This is a genomic window from Streptomyces sp. NPDC015139 (assembly GCF_043079785.1).
Taxonomy (GTDB): domain Bacteria; phylum Actinomycetota; class Actinomycetes; order Streptomycetales; family Streptomycetaceae; genus Streptomyces; species Streptomyces albidocamelliae.
Genome location: NZ_JBIBUW010000003.1, coordinates 326,349 through 348,483 on the forward strand (window position 1 = coordinate 326,349; position 22,135 = coordinate 348,483).

The 22,135-nt window shown below is 72.0% G+C and carries 21 protein-coding genes and 2 tRNA genes; 4 read left to right on the top strand and 19 right to left on the bottom strand.

Annotated elements, in window-relative coordinates; genetic code table 11:
• Nucleotides 1-28: 28 nt before the first annotated feature.
• The 3 genes from ACF08B_RS10235 to leuS form a co-directional block, all read right to left on the bottom strand.
• On the bottom strand, nt 29-874 hold the full coding sequence (locus ACF08B_RS10235; RefSeq protein ID WP_073893872.1) for a DegV family protein: 846 nt from the start codon (nt 872-874) through the stop codon (nt 29-31).
• A gap of 70 nt (nt 875-944) precedes the next feature.
• Nucleotides 945-1,673 carry a hypothetical protein gene (locus ACF08B_RS10240; RefSeq protein WP_392316944.1) on the bottom strand — a complete coding sequence of 243 codons (729 nt, stop codon included), beginning with the start codon at nt 1,671-1,673 and terminating at the stop codon, nt 945-947.
• 196 nt (nt 1,674-1,869) lie between these two features.
• A complete protein-coding gene (leuS, locus tag ACF08B_RS10245; RefSeq protein ID WP_392316945.1) occupies nt 1,870-4,743 on the bottom strand; it encodes a leucine--tRNA ligase in 2,874 nt (957 codons plus the stop codon).
• A gap of 416 nt (nt 4,744-5,159) precedes the next feature.
• Between leuS and ACF08B_RS10250 the strand changes: the two genes are divergently transcribed.
• Nucleotides 5,160-6,452, top strand: a complete 1,293-nt coding sequence (locus tag ACF08B_RS10250) for a cytochrome b/b6 domain-containing protein (RefSeq protein ID WP_392316946.1) — start codon at nt 5,160-5,162, stop codon at nt 6,450-6,452.
• Entirely contained in the window at nt 6,449-8,059 is a 1,611-nt protein-coding gene (locus ACF08B_RS10255) for an NADH-ubiquinone oxidoreductase-F iron-sulfur binding region domain-containing protein (RefSeq protein ID WP_392316947.1), read from the top strand. Before ACF08B_RS10250 ends, ACF08B_RS10255 begins: the two co-directional genes overlap by 4 nt.
• Before the next feature lie 118 nt (nt 8,060-8,177).
• Here ACF08B_RS10255 and ACF08B_RS10260 read toward each other — a convergent pair.
• Nucleotides 8,178-8,250 (bottom strand) — tRNA-Ala (locus ACF08B_RS10260).
• Nucleotides 8,251-8,365: 115 nt separating this feature from the next.
• On the opposite strand from ACF08B_RS10260, the gene ACF08B_RS10265 reads away from it, so the two are divergent.
• Complete coding sequence (locus ACF08B_RS10265; protein ID WP_392316948.1) at nt 8,366-9,589, top strand: glycosyltransferase 87 family protein; 1,224 nt, start codon at nt 8,366-8,368, stop codon at nt 9,587-9,589.
• Here ACF08B_RS10265 and ACF08B_RS10270 read toward each other — a convergent pair.
• The 9 genes from ACF08B_RS10270 to ACF08B_RS10310 all read right to left on the bottom strand — a co-directional run bounded on the left by ACF08B_RS10270 (nt 9,568) and on the right by ACF08B_RS10310 (nt 14,622).
• Nucleotides 9,568-9,801: a hypothetical protein gene (locus tag ACF08B_RS10270; RefSeq protein WP_006136074.1), complete on the bottom strand. Its 234-nt coding sequence runs from the start codon at nt 9,799-9,801 to the stop codon at nt 9,568-9,570. The two genes, ACF08B_RS10265 and ACF08B_RS10270, sit on opposite strands and share 22 nt — an antisense overlap.
• A gap of 3 nt (nt 9,802-9,804) precedes the next feature.
• Nucleotides 9,805-9,978: a hypothetical protein gene (locus ACF08B_RS10275; protein ID WP_101376964.1), complete on the bottom strand. Its 174-nt coding sequence runs from the start codon at nt 9,976-9,978 to the stop codon at nt 9,805-9,807.
• 285 nt (nt 9,979-10,263) lie between these two features.
• A tRNA-Ala gene (locus tag ACF08B_RS10280) sits at nt 10,264-10,336 on the bottom strand.
• Nucleotides 10,337-10,429: 93 nt separating this feature from the next.
• On the bottom strand, nt 10,430-11,098 hold the full coding sequence (locus tag ACF08B_RS10285; RefSeq protein WP_392316949.1) for a histidine phosphatase family protein: 669 nt from the start codon (nt 11,096-11,098) through the stop codon (nt 10,430-10,432).
• Nucleotides 11,098-11,541: a ribosome silencing factor gene (rsfS, locus tag ACF08B_RS10290; protein WP_392316950.1), complete on the bottom strand. Its 444-nt coding sequence runs from the start codon at nt 11,539-11,541 to the stop codon at nt 11,098-11,100. The genes ACF08B_RS10285 and rsfS overlap by 1 nt, the downstream gene beginning before the upstream one ends.
• 99 nt (nt 11,542-11,640) lie before the next feature.
• A complete protein-coding gene (locus tag ACF08B_RS10295; protein WP_392316951.1) occupies nt 11,641-13,368 on the bottom strand; it encodes an LCP family protein in 1,728 nt (575 codons plus the stop codon).
• A 16-nt stretch (nt 13,369-13,384) separates the two neighbouring features.
• Nucleotides 13,385-14,071 (bottom strand): nicotinate-nucleotide adenylyltransferase, encoded by a 687-nt coding sequence (gene nadD, locus ACF08B_RS10300; RefSeq protein ID WP_093477721.1) that lies wholly within the window; start codon nt 14,069-14,071, stop codon nt 13,385-13,387.
• Nucleotides 14,072-14,127: 56 nt separating this feature from the next.
• Nucleotides 14,128-14,292, bottom strand: coding sequence for a hypothetical protein (locus ACF08B_RS10305; protein WP_392162285.1), 165 nt, complete (start codon nt 14,290-14,292; stop codon nt 14,128-14,130).
• Between the two features lie 165 nt (nt 14,293-14,457).
• Entirely contained in the window at nt 14,458-14,622 is a 165-nt protein-coding gene (locus ACF08B_RS10310) for a hypothetical protein (RefSeq protein ID WP_392316952.1), read from the bottom strand.
• Between the two features lie 100 nt (nt 14,623-14,722).
• Between ACF08B_RS10310 and ACF08B_RS10315 the strand changes: the two genes are divergently transcribed.
• Nucleotides 14,723-15,808, top strand: coding sequence for a M48 family metallopeptidase (locus ACF08B_RS10315; protein WP_392316953.1), 1,086 nt, complete (start codon nt 14,723-14,725; stop codon nt 15,806-15,808).
• Nucleotides 15,809-15,841: 33 nt separating this feature from the next.
• On the opposite strand, the gene ACF08B_RS10320 is transcribed toward ACF08B_RS10315, so the two are convergent.
• From ACF08B_RS10320 to ACF08B_RS10345, 6 genes are all read right to left on the bottom strand, one after another.
• Nucleotides 15,842-16,909 carry a hypothetical protein gene (locus ACF08B_RS10320; protein ID WP_392316954.1) on the bottom strand — a complete coding sequence of 356 codons (1,068 nt, stop codon included), beginning with the start codon at nt 16,907-16,909 and terminating at the stop codon, nt 15,842-15,844.
• A 66-nt stretch (nt 16,910-16,975) separates the two neighbouring features.
• A complete protein-coding gene (locus ACF08B_RS10325; protein WP_392316955.1) occupies nt 16,976-17,602 on the bottom strand; it encodes a hypothetical protein in 627 nt (208 codons plus the stop codon).
• Between the two features lie 94 nt (nt 17,603-17,696).
• Nucleotides 17,697-18,983, bottom strand: a complete 1,287-nt coding sequence (locus ACF08B_RS10330; protein WP_392316956.1) for a glutamate-5-semialdehyde dehydrogenase — start codon at nt 18,981-18,983, stop codon at nt 17,697-17,699.
• 121 nt (nt 18,984-19,104) lie between these two features.
• Nucleotides 19,105-19,530: a hypothetical protein gene (locus ACF08B_RS10335; protein WP_392316957.1), complete on the bottom strand. Its 426-nt coding sequence runs from the start codon at nt 19,528-19,530 to the stop codon at nt 19,105-19,107.
• Between the two features lie 168 nt (nt 19,531-19,698).
• Nucleotides 19,699-20,832, bottom strand: a complete 1,134-nt coding sequence (gene proB / locus ACF08B_RS10340) for a glutamate 5-kinase (protein WP_392317281.1) — start codon at nt 20,830-20,832, stop codon at nt 19,699-19,701.
• Nucleotides 20,833-20,949: 117 nt separating this feature from the next.
• On the bottom strand, nt 20,950-22,110 hold the full coding sequence (locus ACF08B_RS10345; protein WP_392317282.1) for a glycosyltransferase family 2 protein: 1,161 nt from the start codon (nt 22,108-22,110) through the stop codon (nt 20,950-20,952).
• Nucleotides 22,111-22,135: the final 25 nt, after the last annotated feature.

Below are 22,135 nucleotides of genomic sequence, written 5' to 3' on the forward strand. Positions count from 1 at the left end.
CCTGGCCCGAACCAACGGGCCGCCCCCGTCAGCGGGGTGAGACCACCGCTCCGAGCAACCCGGGGCCCGTGTGCGCCCCGATCACCGCCCCGACCTCGCTGACATGCAGGTCGGCCAGGCCCGGCACCCGTGCCCGCAGCCGGTCGGCGAGCGCGGCGGCCCGTTCCGGGGCGGCGAGGTGGTGGACGGCGATGTCGACCTCCGCGCCGCCCGCACGCTCCGCGGCGATCTCCTCGAGCCGGGCGATCGCCTTCGACGCCGTACGCACCTTCTCGAGCAGCTCGATGCGGCCGCCGTCCAGCTGGAGCAGGGGTTTGACGGCGAGTGCGGAGCCGAGGAGTGCCTGCGCGGCTCCGATGCGGCCACCGCGGCGCAGATAGTCGAGGGTGTCGACGTAGAAGTAGGCGGACGTGCCCGCGGCCCGCTTCTCGGCGGCCGTGACCGCCTCGTCCATCGTGCCGCCGGCCTCGGCCACCTCGGCGGCTGCGAGCGCGCAGAAGCCGAGGGCCATCGCGACCATCCCGGTGTCCACCACCCGCACCGGCACCGGCGCCTCGCGCGCCGCGAGGACGGCCGCGTCGTAGGTGCCGGACAGCTCGGCGGACAGGTGCAGGGAGACGATGCCGGACGCACCGGACTCGGCGACCCTGCGGTACGTCTCCGCGAAGACCTGCGGGCTGGGCCGGGAGGTGGTGACGGAACGCCGCTTCTGCAGCGCCTGCGCGAGGGAGCGGGTCGAGATCTCGGTGCCCTCTTCGAGCGCCCGGTCGCCGAGGACCACGGTCAGGGGTACCGCGGTGATGCCGTGGCGCTCCATCATCCGCGTCGGCAGGTAGGCCGTTGAATCGGTGACGATCGCGACATGGCGGGACATGAGCTGGAGGTTACCTGTCGTACCGGGCGCGCGGCAGCCCGGCCCCTGGTGCGGGGTCCGGAGCGGCGCCTCAGGCGGTGCTCTCGGGGCGGGGCTTCTTCTGCCACGGGTAGGCGGGACGCGGCGACGGCGGGGTGATCGCCTGGGGCGCGGGCTCCTCCGTGGGGGCGGAGCCGGGCGCGCGCTGCCGGGAGGCGGCCGGTCCGTCGGCGGCGGGGTCCTCCGGCCACGGCGCGGAATCCCGGCCGATGTCCGTCCGCGTCCAGTGGCGCAGGGCGTCCGCCTCGATGTCGATCTGGGCGCTCAGCGAGCCCAGGTCGTCCTCGGCGAAGCGGCGCGCGCGGTCGCGGACGGCCCAGCGCAGCGAGTCGGCGGACTTGGTGATGCGCTCGGTGCGTTCGCGCAGTTCGGGCAGGCGCGCCGTGAGCGTGGCCCGGTCCGGCTCGGTCTCCAGGCGCTTGAGGTCCGCGTCCAGTTCCTGGCCGTGCGCGCTGAGCCGCTCGAAGAGGCCGACGGACTCCTTCAGCGACTCGTCCTCGGCCGCGCCCGCCTGCAAGGCGTCCTGTGTGGCGCGCATGGAGGTGCGCAGCGCGAGGCGCAGTTGGGCGATCTCGCCGGCCGGGCCGAGCTGGGCGAAGGACTTGGCGCGCAGGGTGTGGTCCTCGACCGTGCGGCGGGCCTGCGCGAGGGTCCGGTCCACCCCGCGCTTGGCGGCGCCGACCGCCTTGACCGTGGCGTAGGCGCCCAGGCCGATGAACAGCAGGAAGAGAAGGGCGAACACGGCGATCACTGCTTCCACGACGCCTCCTCCAGTGGGCACAGCGCGTACCGCTGTGCTCTCCACGGTAAACGCAGCAGGCAGGTCCGGAGTTCCGGATGAACCCCGAACCTGCCCGTAGGGGACTACCCCGACGCCGGTCGCGCCCGGCCCCGGGCCGTCACCCCCTCACACGATCACACGATCATGCCGGTCACGCGGTCACGCGGTCACGCGGTCACGCGGTCACGATGTTGACCAGCTTCGGCGCCCGCACGATCACCTTGCGGATGCCGGCGCCGCCCAGTGCCGCCACGACCTTCTCGTCGGACAGTGCCGCCTTCTCCAGCTCCGCCTCGGAGATGGCCGGCGACACCTCCAGGCGGGCCTTGACCTTGCCCTTGATCTGCACGACGCAGGTCACGGTCTCGTCGACGACGTAGGCGGGGTCGGCGACCGGGAAGTCCCGGTGGACGACCGAGTCGGTGTGGCCCAGCGCGCGCCACAGCTCCTCGGCGATGTGCGGGGCCAGCGGCGCGACCATCAGCACCAGCGGCTCGGCCACCGACCGCGGCACGGCGCCGCCGGCCTTGGTCAGGTGGTTGTTCAGCTCGGTGACCTTGGCGATGGCGGTGTTGAAGCGCAGGCCCTCCAGGTCCTGACGGACGCCGTCGATCGCCTTGTGCAGGGCGCGCAGGGTCTCCTCGTCGGGCTCGGCGCCGGTGACGGTGACCTCGCCGGTGTTCTCGTCGACGATGTTGCGCCACAGCCGCTGCAGCAGCCGGAACTGGCCGACCACCGCGCGGGTGTCCCACGGACGGGAGACGTCCAGCGGGCCCATGGCCATCTCGTACAGGCGCAGGGTGTCGGCGCCGTACTCGGCGGCGATCTCGTCCGGGGTCACCGCGTTCTTCAGGGACTTGCCCATCTTGCCCAGCAGCCGGCTGACCTGCTCGCCCTGGTGGTAGTAGGCGCCGTCGCGCTCCTCCACCTCGGCGGCCGGCACCGCGATGCCACGGCTGTCGCGGTAGACGTAGGCCTGGATCATGCCCTGGTTGAACAGCTTGTGGAAGGGCTCCGCGGAGGAGACGTGACCCAGGTCGAACAGCACCTTGGACCAGAAGCGCGCGTACAGCAGGTGCAGCACGGCGTGCTCGGCGCCGCCGACGTACAGGTCGACGCCACCGTGCGGCAGGCCCTCGCGCGGGCCCATCCAGTACCGCTCGATCTCCGGGTCGACCAGCTTCCGGTCGTTGTGCGGGTCCAGGTAGCGGAACTCGTACCAGCAGGAGCCGGCCCAGTTGGGCATGGTGTTGGTCTCGCGGCGGTACTTCTTCGGGCCGTCGCCCAGGTCCAGGGTGACGTTGACCCAGTCCTCGTTGCGCGACAGCGGGGTCTCGGGCTGGGTGTCCGCGTCGTCCGGGTCGAAGGTGCGCGGGCTGTAGTCCTCGACCTCCGGCAGCTCCAGCGGCAGCATCGACTCGGGCAGCGCGTGGGCGACGCCGTCCTCGTCGTAGACGATCGGGAAGGGCTCGCCCCAGTAGCGCTGACGGCTGAACAGCCAGTCGCGCAGGCGGAAGTTGACGGTGCCCTCGCCGATGCCCCGCTCCGTCAGCCAGTCCGTGATGCGGGCCTTGGCCTCGGCGACGCCCAGGCCGTCCAGGGAGATCTCGTCGTTGGCGGAGTTGATGATCTTCGCGTCGTAGGACGCGAAGGCGTTCTCCCACGTCGAGGTATCGGTGCCGCGGCCGTCGGTCGGCTCGACGATGCAGTGGATCGGCAGCTCGAAGGCGCGCGCGAACTCGAAGTCGCGCTGGTCGCCCGCCGGGACGGCCATGATCGCGCCGGTGCCGTAGCCCATCAGGACGTAGTCGGCGATGAAGACCGGGACCTGCTCGCCGTTGACCGGGTTGGTCGCGAACGCGCCGATGAAGACGCCCGTCTTGTCCTTGGCCTCGGCCTGGCGCTCGACGTCGGACTTGGCGGCGGCCTGCGCGCGGTAGGCGGCGACGGCCTCGGCCGGGGTGGCGTGGCCGCCGGTCCACACGTCGTGCGTGCCCTCGGGCCACGCGCCGGGGGTGAACTTCTCGACCAGCGGGTGCTCGGGCGCCAGCACCATGTAGGTGGCGCCGAACAGGGTGTCCGGGCGGGTCGTGAAGACCGTGATGTTCTCGCCGTCGATCGGGAAGTCGACGCGGGCGCCCTCGCTGCGGCCGATCCAGTTGCGCTGCTGCAGCTTGATGGCCTCGGGCCAGTCCAGCTCCTCCAGGTCCTCCAGCAGCCGGTCGGCGTAGGCGGTGATGCGCATGTTCCACTGGCGCAGCTTGGCCTTGAAGACCGGGAAGTTGCCGCGCTCGGAACGGCCGTCGGCGGTGACCTCCTCGTTGGCCAGCACGGTGCCCAGGCCGGGGCACCAGTTGACCGGCGAGTCGGAGGCGTAGGCCAGGCGGTACTCGCCCAGGACCTCGGCGCGCTCGGTGCCGCTCAGCTCGCTCCACGCACGCGTGGTGCCCGGGACGGCCCGCTCACCGGACTCGAACCGCGCGATCAGCTCGGCGATGGGGCGGGCCTTCTTCGCGTCCTCGTCGTACCAGGAGTTGAAGATCTGCAGGAAGATCCACTGGGTCCACTTGTAGTAGTCCGGGTCGATCGTGGCGAAGGACCGGCGCTTGTCGTGGCCCAGGCCCAGCCCGCGCAGCTGGGCCTTCATGTTCTCGATGTTGGCCTCGGTGGACACGCGCGGGTGCGTGCCGGTCTGCACGGCGTACTGCTCGGCGGGCAGGCCGAAGGCGTCGAAGCCCAGGGTGTGCAGGACGTTGTGGCCGGTCATGCGCTGGAACCGGGCGTAGACGTCGGTGGCGATGTAGCCCAGCGGGTGGCCCACGTGCAGGCCCGCACCGGAGGGGTACGGGAACATGTCCATGATGAACTTCTTGGGCTTGGCGGCCAGCTCGGAGTCGCCCGCCAGGTCGCCGGTGGGGTTCGGCGCCGCGTAGGTGCCCTCGGCGTCCCAGAAGTCCTGCCAGCGTGCCTCGATGTCGGCCGCCATGGCGGCCGTGTAGCGGTGCGGCGCGGCCTCCGCGGACGCGGCAGCGGGGTTCGTCTCGCTCATGATCCTCAAAGCTCCATCGATCGTCTCTGCCTGCGGCTGCGTCATCCGAGAAACGAAAAAGCCCCTCACACAGGAGGGGACGCCGCGCCGATGCCGACCTCACGGTTCGACCGGGGGTCGGTACTGATCAGCGCGGCCCGCTAAGCAGAAGGCGTACGGCACGCATGGCGTTAGGGTACCGCAGGCCTTGAGCAAGCCGCGACGCTCTTCCGTATCCCTTGTGGACATGCCAGGAACCCCGACGGAACTGAACCAAGGTCAAGGATTACTTCGCGAACCGCCCCCTAAGGGGCACCCCGGCAATCAGATTGTGCGTTGATAACAACGCAATAACGCAAAGCCTCGTACTGATCGGTATGACGCCACTTAGAGTTCGGCAGCGGGACCGCTTTCCCGGAACTGCTCGGAGTGCCCCCATGAACCCTCGTCGTAGTACCAGCTCGCTCCCCCGGCCCGGCCGCTCGGCCTACGGGGTGGCGTCCGCTGTCGTCCTGCTGCTCATACCCGTGCTCGTGCTGGTCGGAGGCGACCAGTTCCAGTCCTTCCTGAACTTCGGCGCGGGCGTGCTGTCGCTGGTGTCGCTGAGCTGCTCGGTGATCTGGGGCCTGTTCGCCCAGGACCGGATCTTCCTGAACACGCGCCAGCGCATCGTCGGCCAGGCGGTGCACCGGACGACCGCGGTCGCCTCGATCGCGTTCCTGCTGCTGCACATCACCACCAAGGTGGCGCTCGGCCACGCGTCGCTGATCGCGGCGATCATCCCGTTCTCGCTCGGCCTGACCGGGATCGCGGGTCTGATCGGCCTCGGTTCCCTGGCAGGCCTGCTGATGATCTTCGTGGGCATCACCGGCGCCCTGCGCAGCAACTTCGCCACCCCCGCCCCGGTCGCCGCGCGCTGGCGCGCCATGCACATGCTGGCCTATCCGGCCTGGTGCGCCGCGCTGATCCACGGGCTCTACGCGGGTCGCACGGCCAAGCCGGTCTTCGTGATCCTCTACAGCCTGTCCCTGCTCGGCGTGATGGGCGCCCTGGCCCTGCGCGCCGCCCCGCGCCCGGTCAAGCGCAGGGTCGCCGACCGGCTGGTGGCGCTGTTCGGCAGCTCGGAGCGGCCCGGTCTTGAGGAGCTGGACGCGAGCCGTTCCCGGGCCGGCGGCCAGGGCATGCCGGGCTACGAGGGCCGCGGGGAACGCGAGGGCCGGCGCGACGCTGGTCCGCGGGCGTCCGCTCCGGCCGGCGCCGCGCCCCTCTACCAGTCACCCGTGGAGTCCGGCGCCGGTTTCGCGGCGGCCTACCGCGCGGTGTCCACACCGGGCCGCGGCCAGGATCCCTACGCGACCGGGCAGACCGCTCGCATGGACCTGCCGCTGGACCTCCAGCCCACGCAGGCCGTCCCGCGCGTGGACGGCCCCTCCAGCACGTCGGGCAGCTGGCCGGTCCCGTCCCCGCCGCCGGTCGGCGAGGCCCCGCCGTCCGCGTACGACCCGCTGCAGGACACCGGATACACCATCCCGGCCTACGGCAATCCGGGCACGCCCGGATACGGCGGAAGTGATGTGTACGACACCGGTGAGACGAACGGGTACTACGGCACGTACAACCCGGGTGACACGTTCAACAGCGGTCCCGCCACTGAACCAACCCCCGGCACCTCCTACGAGGCGCCGGGTTCGGGCGAACCTTGGAACATGCCTTCCGGAGGCTATAGGTGAACGAGGCCCTGCCCGACGTACCCGAAGTCCGCGTGGTCGGGCTTCCCCAGCTCACGTCGGGCTTCGACCTTGTGGAGCGGCTCGACCTGCCCATGCATCTGAAGGTGCACGGGCCGCTCGACCCGCTGGGCGGCGAACAGCTCGCCCAGCTCGCCGAACGCATCAACCTCAAGGGGCGGGGCGGCGCGGGCTTCCCCTTCCACAAGAAGCTGCGTTCGGTCGCCGAGTCGGCGATCAAGCGCGGGGTACGGCCGGTCGTCGTCGTCAACGGCAGTGAGGACGAACCGGCCTGCCGCAAGGACACGGTCCTCATCAACCGCGCCCCGCACCTCATCCTGGACGGCGCGCTGCTGTGCGCCGAGGCGCTCGGTGCCCGCACGCTCGTGATCGGTGTCACGCGCGAGTCCACACAGCGCTCCATGGAGGCCGCGCTCGCCGAACGCGGCCTGAGCAACAGCCGGCGATCGGCGCTGCGCGCATGGGTGCAGCGCAACCCGGTACGCATGGTCACCGGTGCCGCGGCCTCGCTGGTCCGCTCGATCGACGGCGGCCCCGCCATCCCGCCGGGCCGCAAGATCAGCGCGTCGCAGACCGGCGTGGGCGGCGCGCCGACCCTGCTGTCGAACGCGGAGACGTTCGCCCAGCTGGCCATCGCCGCCCGCATCGGCCCCGAGCGGTACGGCAACACCGGCCTGTACGACGAGCCCGGCACCGTCATGCTCACGGTGTCCGGCGCGGTCGCCCGCCCGATGGTGCTCGAGGTCCCCACCGGCGTGCCGCTGCGCTACGTGCTGCAGCTCGCCGGGGCCCCGCCGGTGCCGCAGGGTGTGTTGACCGGCGGCTACCACGGCAAGTGGATCGACGCGGCCACGGTCGACGAGGCGGTCGTCTCCCGCAACTCCCTGGACGCGGTGGGCGGTGCGCTGGGCGCGGGCGCGATCCTGCCGATCACTCAGGAGACCTGCCCGCTGGGCGAGTCGCTGCGGGTGGCCCAGTGGCTGGCCGAGGAGAGCGCCGGCCAGTGCGGCCCGTGCTACCTCGGACTGCCCGCCGCCGCGCGCGGGCTGGAGGACATCCTCAACGGCGGCGGACCGGCCGCCCTGGAGGCGCTGAAGCAGGTCGCGAAGAACGTCAAGCGGCGCGGGGCGTGTTCGCACCCGGACGGCTCGGCGATGTTCCTGGAGTCGACCATCAAGGCGTTCACCGACGACCTGGCCGCCCATGTGCTCGGGAACGGCTGCGGACGGCCCGTGGAGGGTGTTCTGCCGCTCTTCGAGGGGGGCAGGGCGCCCGCGGGCATCACGGGCGGCCCGGAAGCCGAGGAGACCGGCGCGAGCCGCCAGAAGATCCACGTCGACTGGACGCTGTGCCGGGGCCACGGCCTGTGCGCCGACATCCTCCCGGAGGTGTTCGAACTCGGTGCCGACGGATTCCCCACCGTCGCCCAGGCCCAGGTGCCGCGGTACGCGGAGGCGAAGGCGCTGCGCGCGGTGCGCCGCTGCCCCGCGCTGGCCCTGCGCCTGGAGGAGGACACGCGCGGGCAGGCGCCGTCGCGCAACCTGCCGGTGCTGTCCCAGGGACGCGGCCGGCGCGCTCTCGGCCGCTGAGCGAGACGAGGGGCGGGTCACCCGGGCCGGGTGACCCGCCCGCCCGTTCGGGGGCACTTGTGCCCGTGGACACGACGAAGGCGGACCATCCGCGAGGATGATCCGCCTTCGATTTCTGTGGAGCTAAGGAGAATTGAACTCCTGACCTCCTGCATGCCATGCAGGCGCTCTACCAACTGAGCTATAGCCCCGTATTCTGCTGTTTCGCCCGGTTCCCCCGGCGACGTCGTAAACATTACAGGGCCGCGGACGCAGCACCAAATCGGTTTCGGGTTCGCTCCGGTACAGCCGCTAATGTCGGCTTTCGTGACCTTGATCGTGCCGTCAGCGGCCCGGCGCCGGGTGCCGGTTGCGCCGGCCGTGTGCCTCGTGTCCTTCGCGGTGTTCTGGGCCGCGCAGCACGCCGCGCACGTGTCGATGATCGACCTGATGGTCTACCGGGCCGAGGGCGCCACCGTGCGCGCGGGCGGCGACCTCTACGCGCTGCGCGCCACGGCCGCGCATCTGCCCACCACCTACCCGCCCTTCGCGGCCCTGCTGTTCACCCCGCTGACGCTGCTGGACACCGCGCCGCTGCGCGCGCTGGCGACGGCGGCGAACCTCGTCCTGCTCGTGGTGTTCGTACGGCTGTCGCTGAGACTCGTCGGGCACGCGCGCGTGGAGACCGTCTGGTGGGTGGCGGCGTCGGCCGTGTGGTGCGAGCCGGTGTGGACGACCCTGCGCTACGGCCAGGTCAATCTGCTGCTGGCCGTCCTGGTGCTGTGGGACCTGTCACGCCGCCCGGTCGGAGGCTCCGACCGCTGGGCCGGGGCGGGCCTGGGACTGGCCGCCGCGGTGAAGCTGACGCCCGCGCTGTTCCCGGTGTTCCTGCTCGCCGCGGGCGTCGTGGCCCGGTTGGGCGGCCGGGACGGTGGGCCCTGGCTGCGGCACGCGCGCGGGGCGGCCGTCGCGTTCGCCGGGGCGACGGCGCTGACGGCGGCCGTCCTGCCGTACGACTCCTGGCGGTTCTGGACGGACGCCGTCTTCCGCGCGAGCCGGGTCGGCCACCCGGAGGAGACCGCCAACCAGGCCCTGCGCGGCGTTCTGGCCCGCCTGCTGCACACACCCGACCCGGGGGGCCTGTGGACCGCGTCGGCGGCCGTGGCGGCCGCCCTGGGCCTCGCGGTGGCGGTCGCGGCGGAGTTGCGCGGCCGGCGGGCCTGGGCGGTGTGCGCCTGCGCGGTCACGGCGCTGCTGGTGAGTCCGGTGTCCTGGACCCACCACTGGGTGTGGTGCGTGCCACTGGTCCTGCTGCTGTGGACACGCGGCCGCAGGGCGCCGGCCGTGGGCGTGCTGCTGGTCTTCTGCTCGTACGTGCCCTGGTGGGTGCCCCATGGCACGGGCCGACCCGAACTGCACCAGGGAGGCTTGGAGTTGGCTCTCTCGGCGCTGTACGCGGCGGCCGGTGCGCTCTTTCTCGCCCTGGCGTGGACGGCGTCGCCGCGGCCCCGCTCCCGCGCGGTGCCGCGTCAGGCCGTGACGAACGAATAGAACCGCTTGAGGGTGCAGTGCTCCTCGAGGAGACGGCCGTAGATCGGCTCGCCCTCCAATTCCCGATACGTCTCGATCGGGTCGCCTTTTATGATCAGCGCCCGGGCGCATTCCTCGCACCAGTACTGGTAGTCGGGATTGATCGGCTCCATGTCACGGACGATCGGCGTACCGCTGCCGCACCAGTCGCACTTTCGCCTGTGTGCACCCATCGATCAGCTCCAGCTGTGGCCGCAGGCCGTGCACACGTAGGAGATGCCGCCGTTGTCGCCGAGGACCTGGGCCACATGCGCGGAACCGCAGGAAGGGCAGCTGAGCCGCGTCGCCGTGTTCCGTATCAACGCCGCGCCGAGGAGGTGGCCGACCTCCTCAAGGATGCTCGCAGGCATCGCTACTCCCTCCCGTCGGGCCGCGCCCCCTTCCGGCCGTTTGATTCTGCCACGGCCGGACCAATACGGTCAGCGACGCCTCAGTACCAGTCCGGACACGGCGCCCGCCGCCCGAGCACCCACCGAGAACGCCTCCGCAGAGGTATACGCCCGCGGGGCTCCGGTGACTCAAGCGCGTGGGAACCAGTGTGCCGCAGTCCGTCGCGGAAGACAGAAGATCCCGCCCCCCGAGGGGGACGGGATCTTCGTCACCGATCTTCGCTCACTCCGTGGAGTGTCGATCTGTGGAGCTAAGGAGAATTGAACTCCTGACCTCCTGCATGCCATGCAGGCGCTCTACCAACTGAGCTATAGCCCCTTGCGTTCTTCCCGCCCGGCGGGGCGAACAAGAAGAACTTTAGCCTGTGACCAGCCGGAAAGTGAAATCCGGGGTGCCGGGGCCGGGGGACGCTCAGTCGTCGTCGCCGAGGACGGGCTCCGGGAGGGTGCCCGCGTTGTGCTCCAGCAGGCGCCAGCCGCGGGCGCCCTCCCCGAGCACGGACCAGCAGCAGTTGGAGAGGCCGCCCAGGCTCTCCCAGTGCCGGGGCTCCAGACCGAGGAGCCGACCGATGGTGGTGCGGATGGTGCCGCCGTGACTGACGACCACGAGGGTGCCGTCCTCGGGCAGCTTCTCGGCGTGCCGGAGCACGACGGGGGCGGCGCGGTCGGCGACCTCGGTCTCCAGCTCGCCGCCGCCGCGGCGGACCGGCTCGCCGCGCTTCCAGGCGGCGTACTCCTCGCCGTACCGGGCGATGATCTCGTCGTGCGTCAGCCCCTGCCAGACGCCCGCGTAGGTCTCCCGCAGGCCCTCCTCGCGGGTGATGTCGAGATCGGTGAGGGCGGCCAGCTCGGCGGCCGTGTCCGCGGCCCGCCTGAGGTCCGAGGCGACGATCGCGTCGGGCCCCAGGGAGGCGAGCAGCCGGGCCGCGCGGCGGGCCTGGCCGATGCCCGTCTCGGTCAGCTCGACGTCCGTGCTGCCCTGGAAGCGGCGCTCGACGTTCCACGAGGTCTGGCCGTGCCGCCACAGGATGACGCGGCGGCCGCGGCCCTTGCGGTCGGTCACCTCACCGGTGGCGCTCATCACCACTCCCCGCCCGGCTCCTGCTCGCCCTCGGTGGCCTGGAGCTTGGCGTGCTCCTCGGCCTTGCCGCGGGTGGCCGCGGCGTCGGCGGGCAGGTCCAGCTCGGGGCAGTCCTTCCACAGCCGCTCCAGGGCGTAGAAGACGCGCTCCTCGCTGTGCTGGACGTGGACGACGATGTCGACGTAGTCGAGCAGGATCCAGCGGGACTCGCGGTCGCCCTCGCGGCGGACCGGCTTGGCGCCGAGCTCCTTCTGGAGGCGCTCCTCGATCTCGTCGACGATGGCCCTGACCTGGCGGTCGTTGGGCGCGGAGGCCAGCAGGAAGGCGTCGGTGATCGACAGCACGTCGCTCACGTCGTAGGCGATGACGTCATGGGCGAGCTTGTCGGCCGCCGCCTGCGCGGCGGTGTGGATGAGCTCAAGGGAACGGTCGGTGGCGGTCACTGCGTGGCTTTCCGTCGGCGGTCGTTAGACCTCAAGGGTCTCACGGACCGCCCTGGGCACCCCACGCGATTACGGCGGCGCGGGGTGCCCGGGCCGCCGTCAGGAGGCGGCGGGGGCGTAGTCGGCGCCGAGGACGACCGAGACGTCGGCCCCGGAGGAGACGGTTCCCTTGGCCACGGAGCCCGCGGGCAGGCCCAGGGTCTTGGCGACCTCGGTGGCGTCCGCCTTGTGGGAGGCGTCCGCGTAGGTCACCTTCGAGACGGGCCGGGTGCCGTCGGCGGTGCCGCCCTCCAGGAAGGTGAAGCCGCCGTTCAGGAGCGCCACGCGCGCCTTGCCGCTGTCGTCCTTCACGCCGGTGGCGTTCTGGACGGAGACCCGGACCGCGGAGCCCGCGCCGGGGCTCTTCGCGGTGCCGCCGAGGATGCCCTTGACCACGCTGTCGCCTGTTTGGGCGCTCAGCGTGCCGTCCGGCTGCACGGGCAGCAGGGCGGTCCGGTAGTCGCCGCTCTTGGCGAGGTCGGCGAGCCTGGCCAGGAAGGTGCCGAGGTCCTTGTCGGTGAGCGGCGGGTCGAGGATCTGGGCGAGGGTCTGCACGGTCACGGTGGCCGAGGAGGGCTCGGAGGACATCTTGCGCAGGACGCCCTGCATGACCTGGCCGAACCGCTCCAGCTGGGCGGTCTGGGACTCGCCGGCGCCGCGGTGGGTGGCGTAGGCGACGGCCATCTTGCCGCTGAGGGTCTGGTCGGAGCCCTTGTGCACCAGGGGCTCGCCGCCCTTCTTCTTGGCGTCCGGGTCGGGCACGTCGGTGTCGGTGTCGATCTCGATGTTCCCGACCAGGTCGACGAGGTTCTGCAGGTACGGGGTGTCGAGGCGCCAGCTGCCCTGGATGTCGGTGCCGAGGACGGTGTCGAGCTGGTCGCGGGTGCCGGAGGAGCCGTCGGCGTCGACCGACTTGGCGAGGGTGGTGGTGGAGCCGTCGTCGCCGCTCAGCGCGAGGGAGTTGGGCAGCAGGACGGTGGTGCCCCGTTTCGTGGTGGTGTTGTCCACGAGCAGGACCGTGGAGGTGCCGCGCTTGCCGGTGTTGTGCAGGTGGACGACGATCACGTCGCGTTTCTGGGCGGCGGTGGGCGTGGCCGTGCCGGTCTTCCCGTCGGAGGAGGACAGGCCGGGCAGCTTGCCGGCGTACCAGAGGTAGCCGACGCCGCCGGCGGCGAACACGGCGAGGACGACGAGCAGGGCGACTATCCGGCCGCGGGCGCGGCGGCGGGCCTCCTCGCGGCGTTCGGTCCGGTTCTCGGTGAACTTCAGCCAGTCGATGACGTCCTCGGAGTCGCCGGTCGGCTCCTCCACGAACGCGAACTGCTCGGTGCGGTAGTCGGGTTCGTCCGTCCCGGCCCGGTGGTCGACTCCCGCCGGGGAGTGGGTGTCCTCCGCCGGGCCGGCCTGCTGCGGGATGTGGGCGGTCTGCTCGGCGACCCGGGGCTGCTGCCCGCTGCTCGCCGTCTGCCCGTAGGGGTCGTAGGCAGCGGTGCCGTGCGAGCCGGTGCCGTACGGGTCGTACCCGGCCGGGGTGCCGTAGGGGTCGTGGGCGGCCTGCTGCCGGCCCGCGCCGTGGTCGGGGCCGTAGGAGGAAGCCGGCGGCTGCTGGCCGGTGGCGTACGGGTCGTAGCCGTAGCCCTGCTGCTGGGCGTACGGGTCGTAGGCCGTCCGCGGCGTCTGCTGCGCCGGGACCTGCCGGTACACGGGCTGCCCGTACTCGTCGTAGCCGACGAGTTCGTACGGGCCGGCGCCGTGGCCGGCCTCACCCGCGTCGTATCGGTCGTTCACCGGTGCCCCTCTCGGCTCACTCGCCGCGGTACAGCTCGCGCTTGTCGATGTAGCGCACGACTCCGTCCGGCACCATGTACCAGATGGGGTCTCCCTTGGCGACTCTCGCCCGGCAGTCCGTGGAGGAGATGGCGAGCGCCGGCACCTCCACGAGGGAGACGCCGCCCTCCGGCAGGCCCGGGTCGGCCAGGTGGTGGCCGGGGCGGGTGACGCCGATGAAGTGGGCGAGGGAGAACAGTTCCTCCGAGTCGCGCCAGGTGAGGATCTGGCCGAGCGCGTCGGCGCCGGTGATGAAGAACAGGTCGGTGTCGGGGTTGAGGGCGCGCAGGTCCCTCAGGGTGTCCACGGTGTAGGTGGGGCCGCCGCGGTCGAGGTCGATGCGGCTGACGGAGAACTGGGGGTTCTCGGCGGTCGCGATGACCGTCATCAGGTAGCGGTCCTCGGGCGGGGACACCGAGCGGTGGGACTTCTGCCACGGCTGGCCGGTGGGTACGAAGACGACCTCGTCCAGCTGGAACTGCGCGGCGACCTCGCTGGCCGCCACGAGGTGCCCGTGGTGGATCGGGTCGAACGTTCCGCCCATGACGCCCAGGCGTCGCTTGCCCGGGTGGGCGGGGCCGTTGCCCGGCCGGTGCTGTGGGTGCTTCACCGCGTCGTCGGCGCTCTCGTGTGCCGGACCGGTAGGCATGTCCTGCTCTCCCATGCGTGCAGACCCTACCGGCCCGGTCTCCGAGGTCCGGCCGGGGACCGGCTCCCTGCTCAGCGGTCGCGGTTGAAGCGGGTGGTGATCCACAGCAGCAGGAGCAGGATGAACAGGGCACCGCCGCCGGTGAGGGCGGGGTTGAGGCTGTCGTGGTTTCCGCCGTGCTCCCCGCCCTCTGCGGCGAGGGTGACCAACTGGGCTGCGGTGTGGTGGAGGCTCATCTTCGGCAGGACCTAACCGTGTGGGCGGGATAAAGATGTCGGCTCATCGTAAGCGGGCGGGCTCGCGGCGATCACGCCGACTCCGCCGTTGGGAACGGGCGGTGGCGTGCCGGGTGCCGTCGGCGGGAGCGTCCGCGTCCGCCGGCGGGGAACCTTCGCCGTCCGTCAGTCGTCCTTCCGCTTGTAGCCGCGCAGCAGGAACCACGCGGTCAGTGCACAGCCGACGAACATCACGACGATGACGACGCGGAGGAGATTCCCCGCCCCGTGCTGCTGGACGGCGCTCGTGGCGGCCTCGGTCAGCCGGGCGGCTGCGGGGTGGTGCTCCATGGGGGACTCCTTCGGCTGTACTGCCCGTCCACGGTATCTCCGCCTAGGCTGGGCCCTGCCTCGGGGGCACAGTGGGCACTCACACGCATGGGGGATGGACATGTCCGACGACGGCCAGCAGGGCACGGGGCACGAGCGGGTGCCGAGCCGGCAGCGCAAGCGGTTCCCCGGGATCTCCTCGCGTGCCTACGAGCACCCGGCCGACCGGTCGGCCCTGGTCGCGCTGCGCAAGCTGAGCGGGTTCGACACCGTCTTCAAGGCGCTGAGCGGGCTGCTGCCGGAACGGAGCCTCAGGCTGCTGTTCCTGTCGGACTCGGTGCGCGTCTCCGAGCGGCAGTTCGCGCACCTGCACGACATGCTGCGGGACGCCTGCTACATCCTGGACCTGGAGAAGGTCCCGCCGATGTACGTCGCGCAGGATCCGCAGCCGAACGCGATGTGCATCGGTCTCGACGAGCCGATCATCGTGGTCACGACCGGGCTCGTCGAGCTCCTCGACGAGGAGGAGATGCGGGCCGTCGTCGGGCACGAGGTGGGGCACGCGCTGTCCGGGCACGCGGTGTACCGCACGATCCTGCTGTTCCTGACGACGCTGGCGCTGAAGGTCGCCTGGATCCCGCTGGGCAATCTCGCGGTCATGGCGCTGGTGACGGCGCTGCGGGAGTGGTTCCGCAAGTCGGAGCTGTCCGCTGACCGGGCGGGTCTGCTGGTCGGCCAGGACGTGAAGGCCTCGATGCGCGGCCTGATGAAGCTCGCGGGCGGCAACCACCTGCACGAGATGAACGTGGACGCGTTCCTGGAGCAGGCCGAGGAGTACGAGGCCGGGGGCGATCTGCGCGACTCCGTGCTGAAGATCCTGAACGTGCTGCCGCGGTCGCACCCGTTCGCCACCATCCGGGCGGCCGAGCTGAAGAAGTGGGCCGAGTCCCGGGACCACCAGCGGATCATGGACGGTCACTACCCGCGCCGCAGCGAGGACAAGGACACCTCCGCCCGGGAGTCCTTCCGGGAGTCCGCGGCGAGCTACGCCGACGACGTGAAGAGCTCCAAGGATCCGCTGATGAAGCTGGTCTCGGACCTCGCGGGCGGCGCGGGCGACCTGGGCGGCCGGGTCCGGCGGGGCTTCGACGGCTTCCGCAGCCCGCCGCAGTCGGGCGAGGGCCCGAAGGACGCGCCCCAGGACTAGGGCGACGCCCCCCTGGACGCCGGTCCGGGCCGGTCACACGTCCGGCTCGGCCTGGGTGGCCAGGGTGCCGCACAGGGCCGGGGTGTTGTCCGTCTCGTAGGGGTTGGTGCCCGCGGGGCCGCCCGCCTTGGCCGTCTGCCCGGCGAGCAGGGGGTGCAGGTAGGCGCTGGAGTCCTCGGCGCAGGACAGCGGGCCGGCCTGGACGTACGACGTGACGAGCTGGACCTGGTGAGTGCGCAGGTCGTCGCGGCTGAAGCGGAAGGTCACCTCGCGGCGGACCGTGAAGAGGGAGACGGGCGCGTCGGCGGCTCCGGTGGGCCGCAGGGCGTAGACGAAGGTGTGGTCGGCGGTGACCTCGAGGGTGGCCGAGTCGGCCTCGGTGACGTTGAGGCTGCCCTGGACGCGGATCCGGTCGCCGGCGAGCTGGGCCCGGGAGGGATCGATGCGGACCAGCCAGCCGGTGGGGGCGTGCCGGCCGTCCGCCGCCGGGTGGTCGAAGCTCTGGTCGAACTGGTCGAGCTGGTCGGGGTCGAGGAGCGCCCGGGCGGGGTTGACCTCCCGCTCGGTGAGGACCTCGGGGTAGAGGGACGAGCGGACGATGTAGTCCTTGGCGGTGGTGAGGGCGGTGACGACCTGGCTGTCCGAGAAGTGGGCGGTGCTGTGCGTGGCGGGCAGCGGTACGCCTTCGGCGCCGATCGCGAACTGGGCGGCGCGGCTGTGGCCGTAGAGGGTCTCGGCGTCGTCGGCGCCGGGCACCTTGCCCTGCGGGGCGAGGGGGATGACGGTCATCCGCAGGGGCTCGACGGGCCGCCGGGCCTGCGGGGAGCTGTAGGGGTGGCGGACGCCCATGTAGATGGCGGTGCCGAAGGCGACGGCGATCAGCACGACGAGGATCAGGGCCTGGCGGCCGAGTCCCCGGTGCAGGGGCGGACGGCGGCGTACGGCGGGCGCGTGGTCGGTCATCCGCTCCTCGGCGGAGTACTCCTGGAGGCGGGCAGCGCGGATGAACGATTCGTCGAACACGACGGATCGGTATTCGTCCTCCGCACCTCCGGGGCCGCCCTCGGGTGTCCCCTCCGGTGGGTCTCCAGGCCCGCCCATACTTTCAGGGTAGGTCTCGGGGGCCTCGGGTAAACGCACTGCCGTACGACAACTTCTGACGGTTTCTCACCCGGGGCGGACGGCTGTGCTCAGGGGGAGCGCGGGCCGGCCGGGAGTAGTCGGCCGGGAGTAGTCGGCGGAGACCGAGGGAGCGGCCGCGCTGCCCTGTTCCAGGCCGGTGGATGCGGGCGCGGGCACCCGGTCCCGGGTGTTCGAGGAGGCGCCCCGGTAGACCGCCGCGAAAGCCAGGGCGACCATGCCGATGCCCATCACCACGGCGAGCACCCAGGCCACCGGGCGGTGCCAGCGGACCTGCTTGCCGTAGGCGCCGAAGGGGCCGCGGTGGTCGCCGAGGACGTCGGAATCGTCCAGCTCGTCGTCGTCCGGATCATGTCCGGGATCGGCGTCGTCGGGGCCGTAGGCGTCGTCGAAGCGGTCGGCGGCGAGGTGGGCGCGGCGGGCCGCCTCCGCCTCGGAGGCCTCGGCCCGGGCCTGTGCGGCGGCCAGGAGGCGCTCGACGGCGGTCGGCTCGTGGACCGTGGCCGCCCGGACGAACGCCTCGTCGAAGACCACGGAGGCGAACTCTTCGTCCGGCACCCCGTGGTCGTGGTCGTCGTCGGGCTCCCAGCCGTCAGGGAACGGCGTGCCCCCCACGTCCTCCGGCACGGGTCCAGAGTAGACCTGGGGGGTCAATTTGGGCAGACGGTATGGAAATTCATCCGCCTGATGAGACGCCTTTTTCGGCCGTGCGCGGGCGTTGCCGGACGTACGGCCGAGCGGGTGAACCTCAGCGGCGGACGTGGCCGTCGCCGGTGACGATGTACTTCGTGCTGGTCAGCTCCGGCAGGCCCATCGGGCCGCGGGCGTGCAGCTTCTGGGTGGAGATGCCGATCTCCGCGCCGAAGCCGAACTGGCCGCCGTCGGTGAACCGGGTGGAGGCGTTCACGGCGACCGTGGTGGAGTCGACCAGTCGGGTGAAGCGGCGGGCGGCCTGCTGGGAGGTGGTGACGATCGCCTCGGTGTGCCCGGAGGTCCACAGCCGGATGTGCTCGACGGCCTTGTCCAGCGAGTCGACGACGGCGGCGGCGATGTCGTACGACAGGTACTCCGTCTCCCAGTCCTCCGGGGTCGCCTCGACCACGGTGGCCTTGGAGTCCTTGCCGTAGGCGAGTACGCGCTCGTCGGCGTGGACGGTGACGCCGGCCTCGGCGAGGGCGTCCAGGGCGCGCGGCAGGAACTCGGCGGCGATGTCCTGGTGGACCAGGAGGGTCTCGGCGGCGTTGCAGACGCTGACCCGCTGGGCCTTGGAGTTGATCAGGATGTCGACGGCCATGTCGATGTCGGCGTGGGCGTCGACGTAGACGTGGCAGTTGCCGGTGCCGGTCTCGATGACCGGGACGACGGACTCGGCGACCACGGTCCGGATGAGGGAGGCGCCGCCGCGCGGGATGAGGACGTCGACGAGGCCGCGGGCGCGCATCAGCTCCCGGACGGACTCGCGGCTCTCGCCGGGCACGAGCTGGACGGAGTCGGCGGGGAGCCCGGCGCCGCCGACGGCGTCCCGGATGACCCGGACGAGGGCGGTGTTGGACTCGTAGGCGGAGGCGGACCCGCGCAGCAGGACGGCGTTGCCGGACTTCAGGCAGAGGGCGGCGGCGTCGACGGTGACGTTTGGGCGGGCCTCGTAGATGATGCCGACGACGCCGAGCGGCACGCGGACCTGGCGCAGGTCGATGCCGTTGGGGAGGGTGGAGCCGCGGACGATCTCGCCGACCGGGTCGGGCAGCTTCGCGACGTCGCGGACGTCGGAGGCGATGGCGCGGACCCGCTCGGGGGTGAGGGTGAGCCGGTCGACGACGGACTCGCTCGTGCCGTTCTCCCGGGCCTTGGCCACGTCGCGGCCGTTGGCCTCGACGATCTCGGCGGTCCGGACCTCCAGGGCGTCGGCGATGGCCAGCAGCGCGTCGTCCTTCTCGGCGCGCGGGAGCGGCGCGAGGTCGGCGGCGGCGGCCTTGGCCCGGTAGGCGGCCTGGGTGACCGGGGACATCGAGTCGTACGGCGAGAGCGTGGTCATGGGGTGAAGGGTAGTGCGCGGCGCCGGGCCGTTCAGCGGGTGTCCCACACCCCGAGACGCCGCAAAAGGGACAGCCGGCCGACCCCGGGGCCCCCGCGCCGGGAGTCCGGGCACGGGGGTCTCAGAAGGGGTGCACGCCGACGGGCGCCGCCGGCGCGGGGCCGTAGCCCTCGGCGATGCGCTGGTGGTAGGTCTCGCGGTCGATGACCTCCAGGCCGACGATCTCCCAGGAGGGCAGTCCGGCGCTCTGCCGGTGCTCGCCCCACAGGCGCAGCGCGACGGCGGCGGCGTCGTGCAGGTCGCGGGCCTCCTCCCAGTACCGGATCTCGGCGTGGTCGGTGGCGTATCTGCTGGTCAGCAGGAAGGGGTGGTCGTGGGCGAGCTGCTCGAGGGCCCGCCGCAGGTCCGGCAGGGGGACCTTCTGTCCGGAGACGCTGAGGGTGACGTGCCACAGGCGGGGCAGGTCCTTGGGCTCCTCGTAGGTGTCCCCGGCCGCGACGCTCGTCAGAGCCCCGCGGGACACCGCCCCAGGGCGCACTCGTCTCACGACGGCCTCCTTCGCGCATGCCTCGCCCGACCCCTTGACGGAACGTGTCCTTTCAACATGTCCCAGAGACAAAGTTGAGCAGGCCGCAGGGCTCCGCGTGGCGGTTTTACGGAACGTCCCCCACCGGGGGCCGTCCTCGTCTCCCGTTTACGAGCGGTTTTGCGAGTGTCACGCGTGCAGGAGCACCAGGTCGTCCCTGTGTACGACCTCGCGTTCGTACGCCGGGCCGAGCTCGCGGGCCAGCTCGCGGGTCGAACGCCCGATCAGCCGGGGGATCTCCTTGGCGTCGAAGTTGACGAGTCCCCGGGCCACGGGCCGGCCGGCCGCGTCCCGCAGTTCGACGGGGTCGCCGGCGGTGAACTCGCCCTCCACGGCGGCGATTCCGGCGGGCAGCAACGACTTGCGTCCCTTCACGACGGCGTCCACCGCGCCGTCGTCCAGGGTCAGCGCCCCCTGCGGGGTGGAGGCGTGCTGGAGCCACAGCAGCCGGTCGGCGGAGCGCTTGCCCGCCGGGTGGAAGTAGGTGCCGGTGTCGCCGCCGGCGAGCGCCTCGGCGGCGTGGACGGCGCTGGTCAGCACGACCGGGATGCCGGCCGCGGCGGCGATGCGGGCGGCCTCCACCTTGGTGACCATGCCGCCGGTGCCGACGCCCGCCCTGCCCGCACTGCCGATCTCGACGCCCGCGAGGTCCTCGGGACCGCGCACCTGCGCTATCCGCGAGGTGCCGGGCTTGCTCGGATCGCCGTCGTAGACGCCGTCGACGTCGGAGAGGAGGACCAGCAGGTCGGCGTGGACGAGGTGGGCCACGAGGGCGGCGAGACGGTCGTTGTCTCCGAAGCGGATCTCGTCGGTGGCGACGGTGTCGTTCTCGTTGACGATCGGGCAGGCGCCCATCGCGAGCAGCTTGTCGAGGGTGCGGGAGGCGTTGCGGTGGTGGGCGCGGCGGCTCATGTCGTCGGAGGTGAGCAGGACTTGGCCGACGCGGACGCCGTAGCGGGCGAAGGACGCGGTGTAGCGGGCGACGAGGAGGCCCTGCCCGACGCTGGCGGCGGCCTGCTGGCGGGCGAGGTCGCGGGGGCGGCGGCGCAGGCCCAGCGGGGCGAGTCCGGCGGCGATGGCGCCGGAGGAGACGAGGACGATCTCCCGCTCTCCCCCGTTGCCGCCGCGGGCGGTGCCGTCCCCGCCACGGCTCTTGGCGAGGACGTCGACGAGCGCGTCGACACGGTCGGCGTCCAGGCCGCCCGCTGCGGTGGTCAGCGACGAGGAGCCCACCTTGACGACGATCCTGCGGGCCTCGCCCACGGCCTGTCTTGCCCTTGCCACGTGCTGTCTCCACTCCCTCGCGCGTGGCATCAATCTACGCGAAGGGGACCGCCGGGCCGGGCGGCGGTCCAGTGCGCGGACAGGGGGCGGAGCGGCTCAGGCGGCCGCCGCGCCGAAGCCCCCGGACGGCAGCATCCGCCGCGCCTTGCGCAGGGCGCGGCGCAGGAAGGTGTTGGCGGCGGCCGCGCGGTAGCCCTCGAACGCGCGCGCCTCGCGGGCCTCGGCGAGGTAGATCTCGTCGGGGACGCCGGCCGCCCGGGAGCGGAAGTGCGGGTAGATGAGGTACAGGCGGGTGCCGCGCTTCTCCAGGACGGCGGGGGCCTGCTTCTTGGCCTTGACGAACCGCACGACGTCCAGCAGCAGTTCGGAGCGTCCCATGGCGACCAGGTGCAGCCGCAGCCGTTCGTGGACCTTCAGCAGGCGGGCGACGCCGGGCGTCCAGTGGGCGTCCATCAGCGGCCCGGCCAGCTCGAACTTGTGCCGGCGGACGTCCTCGTCGTCGCTGAGGAACGCGGGCCCGAACTGCGGCAGCAGGGTGATGAGGAAGGGCCGGACCATGAGGGCGTCGCGCCGGTCGCCGGCCGGGACCATGTCGGCGATCAGCTTCATCAGGGCGCGCGCGGAGTCGAAGCGGAGCGTGTAGCCGCCGGTCTTCGTCACGTGCTTGCCGTCCTCGCGGCCGACCAGGTAGTAGCAGGTGTAGTCGGCGAGGACGGAGACGCCGTCCGCGCGCAGGTACGCCTCCAGGGTGAACAGCGCGTCCTCGCCGGTCCACAGCGACTCGTCGAACCGCATGCCGTGTCTCTCCAGCAGTTCGCGGCGGAACAATTTCTGCGCGCTCAGCGTGAACTTGATGTTGGAGGAGTGGACGTCGGTCCGGCCGAGGGTCTTGCCGAACATGGACTTCGGCGCGGTGCGGTTGACGCCCTCGACGCGGCCGAGGACGACGTCCGTGCCGTTCTCGTCGGCCATGGCGACCATGCGCTCCAGGGCCTCGGGGCCGAGCCGGTCGTCGGCGTCGAGGAAGAAGACGTAGCGTCCGGCCGCCTTGCCGAGGCCGACGTTGCGGGGGCCGCTCGGGCCGCCGGAGTTGTCCTGGCGGACGACGGTGACGGGCATGGCCGCGCGGGCCGCGAACTCCTCCAGGCACTCCCCCGTGCCGTCGGTGGAGCCGTCGTCGACGGCGATGACCTCCAGGCGTGCCGGGGCGATGGTCTGCGCCTCGACGGACGCCAGGCACTCCACCAGGTACGGCATGGCTTCGTACGCCCCGATGATCACG

What these genes read in the sequence shown, in the direction of transcription:
- ACF08B_RS10235 (WP_073893872.1), bottom strand. Translation starts at nt 874, where the DNA reads ATGTCCCGCCATGTCGCGATCGTCACCGATTCAACGGCCTACCTGCCG.
- leuS (WP_392316945.1), bottom strand. Translation starts at nt 4,743, where the DNA reads ATGAGCGAGACGAACCCCGCTGCCGCGTCCGCGGAGGCCGCGCCGCAC.
- ACF08B_RS10250 (WP_392316946.1), top strand. Translation starts at nt 5,160, where the DNA reads ATGAACCCTCGTCGTAGTACCAGCTCGCTCCCCCGGCCCGGCCGCTCG.
- ACF08B_RS10270 (WP_006136074.1), bottom strand. Translation starts at nt 9,801, where the DNA reads ATGGGTGCACACAGGCGAAAGTGCGACTGGTGCGGCAGCGGTACGCCG.
- ACF08B_RS10275 (WP_101376964.1), bottom strand. Translation starts at nt 9,978, where the DNA reads ATGCCTGCGAGCATCCTTGAGGAGGTCGGCCACCTCCTCGGCGCGGCG.
- ACF08B_RS10285 (WP_392316949.1), bottom strand. Translation starts at nt 11,098, where the DNA reads ATGAGCGCCACCGGTGAGGTGACCGACCGCAAGGGCCGCGGCCGCCGC.
- nadD (WP_093477721.1), bottom strand. Translation starts at nt 14,071, where the DNA reads ATGGGAGAGCAGGACATGCCTACCGGTCCGGCACACGAGAGCGCCGAC.
- ACF08B_RS10305 (WP_392162285.1), bottom strand. Translation starts at nt 14,292, where the DNA reads ATGAGCCTCCACCACACCGCAGCCCAGTTGGTCACCCTCGCCGCAGAG.
- ACF08B_RS10310 (WP_392316952.1), bottom strand. Translation starts at nt 14,622, where the DNA reads ATGGAGCACCACCCCGCAGCCGCCCGGCTGACCGAGGCCGCCACGAGC.
- ACF08B_RS10315 (WP_392316953.1), top strand. Translation starts at nt 14,723, where the DNA reads ATGTCCGACGACGGCCAGCAGGGCACGGGGCACGAGCGGGTGCCGAGC.
- ACF08B_RS10320 (WP_392316954.1), bottom strand. Translation starts at nt 16,909, where the DNA reads ATGGGCGGGCCTGGAGACCCACCGGAGGGGACACCCGAGGGCGGCCCC.
- ACF08B_RS10330 (WP_392316956.1), bottom strand. Translation starts at nt 18,983, where the DNA reads ATGACCACGCTCTCGCCGTACGACTCGATGTCCCCGGTCACCCAGGCC.
- ACF08B_RS10345 (WP_392317282.1), bottom strand. Translation starts at nt 22,110, where the DNA reads ATGCCGTACCTGGTGGAGTGCCTGGCGTCCGTCGAGGCGCAGACCATC.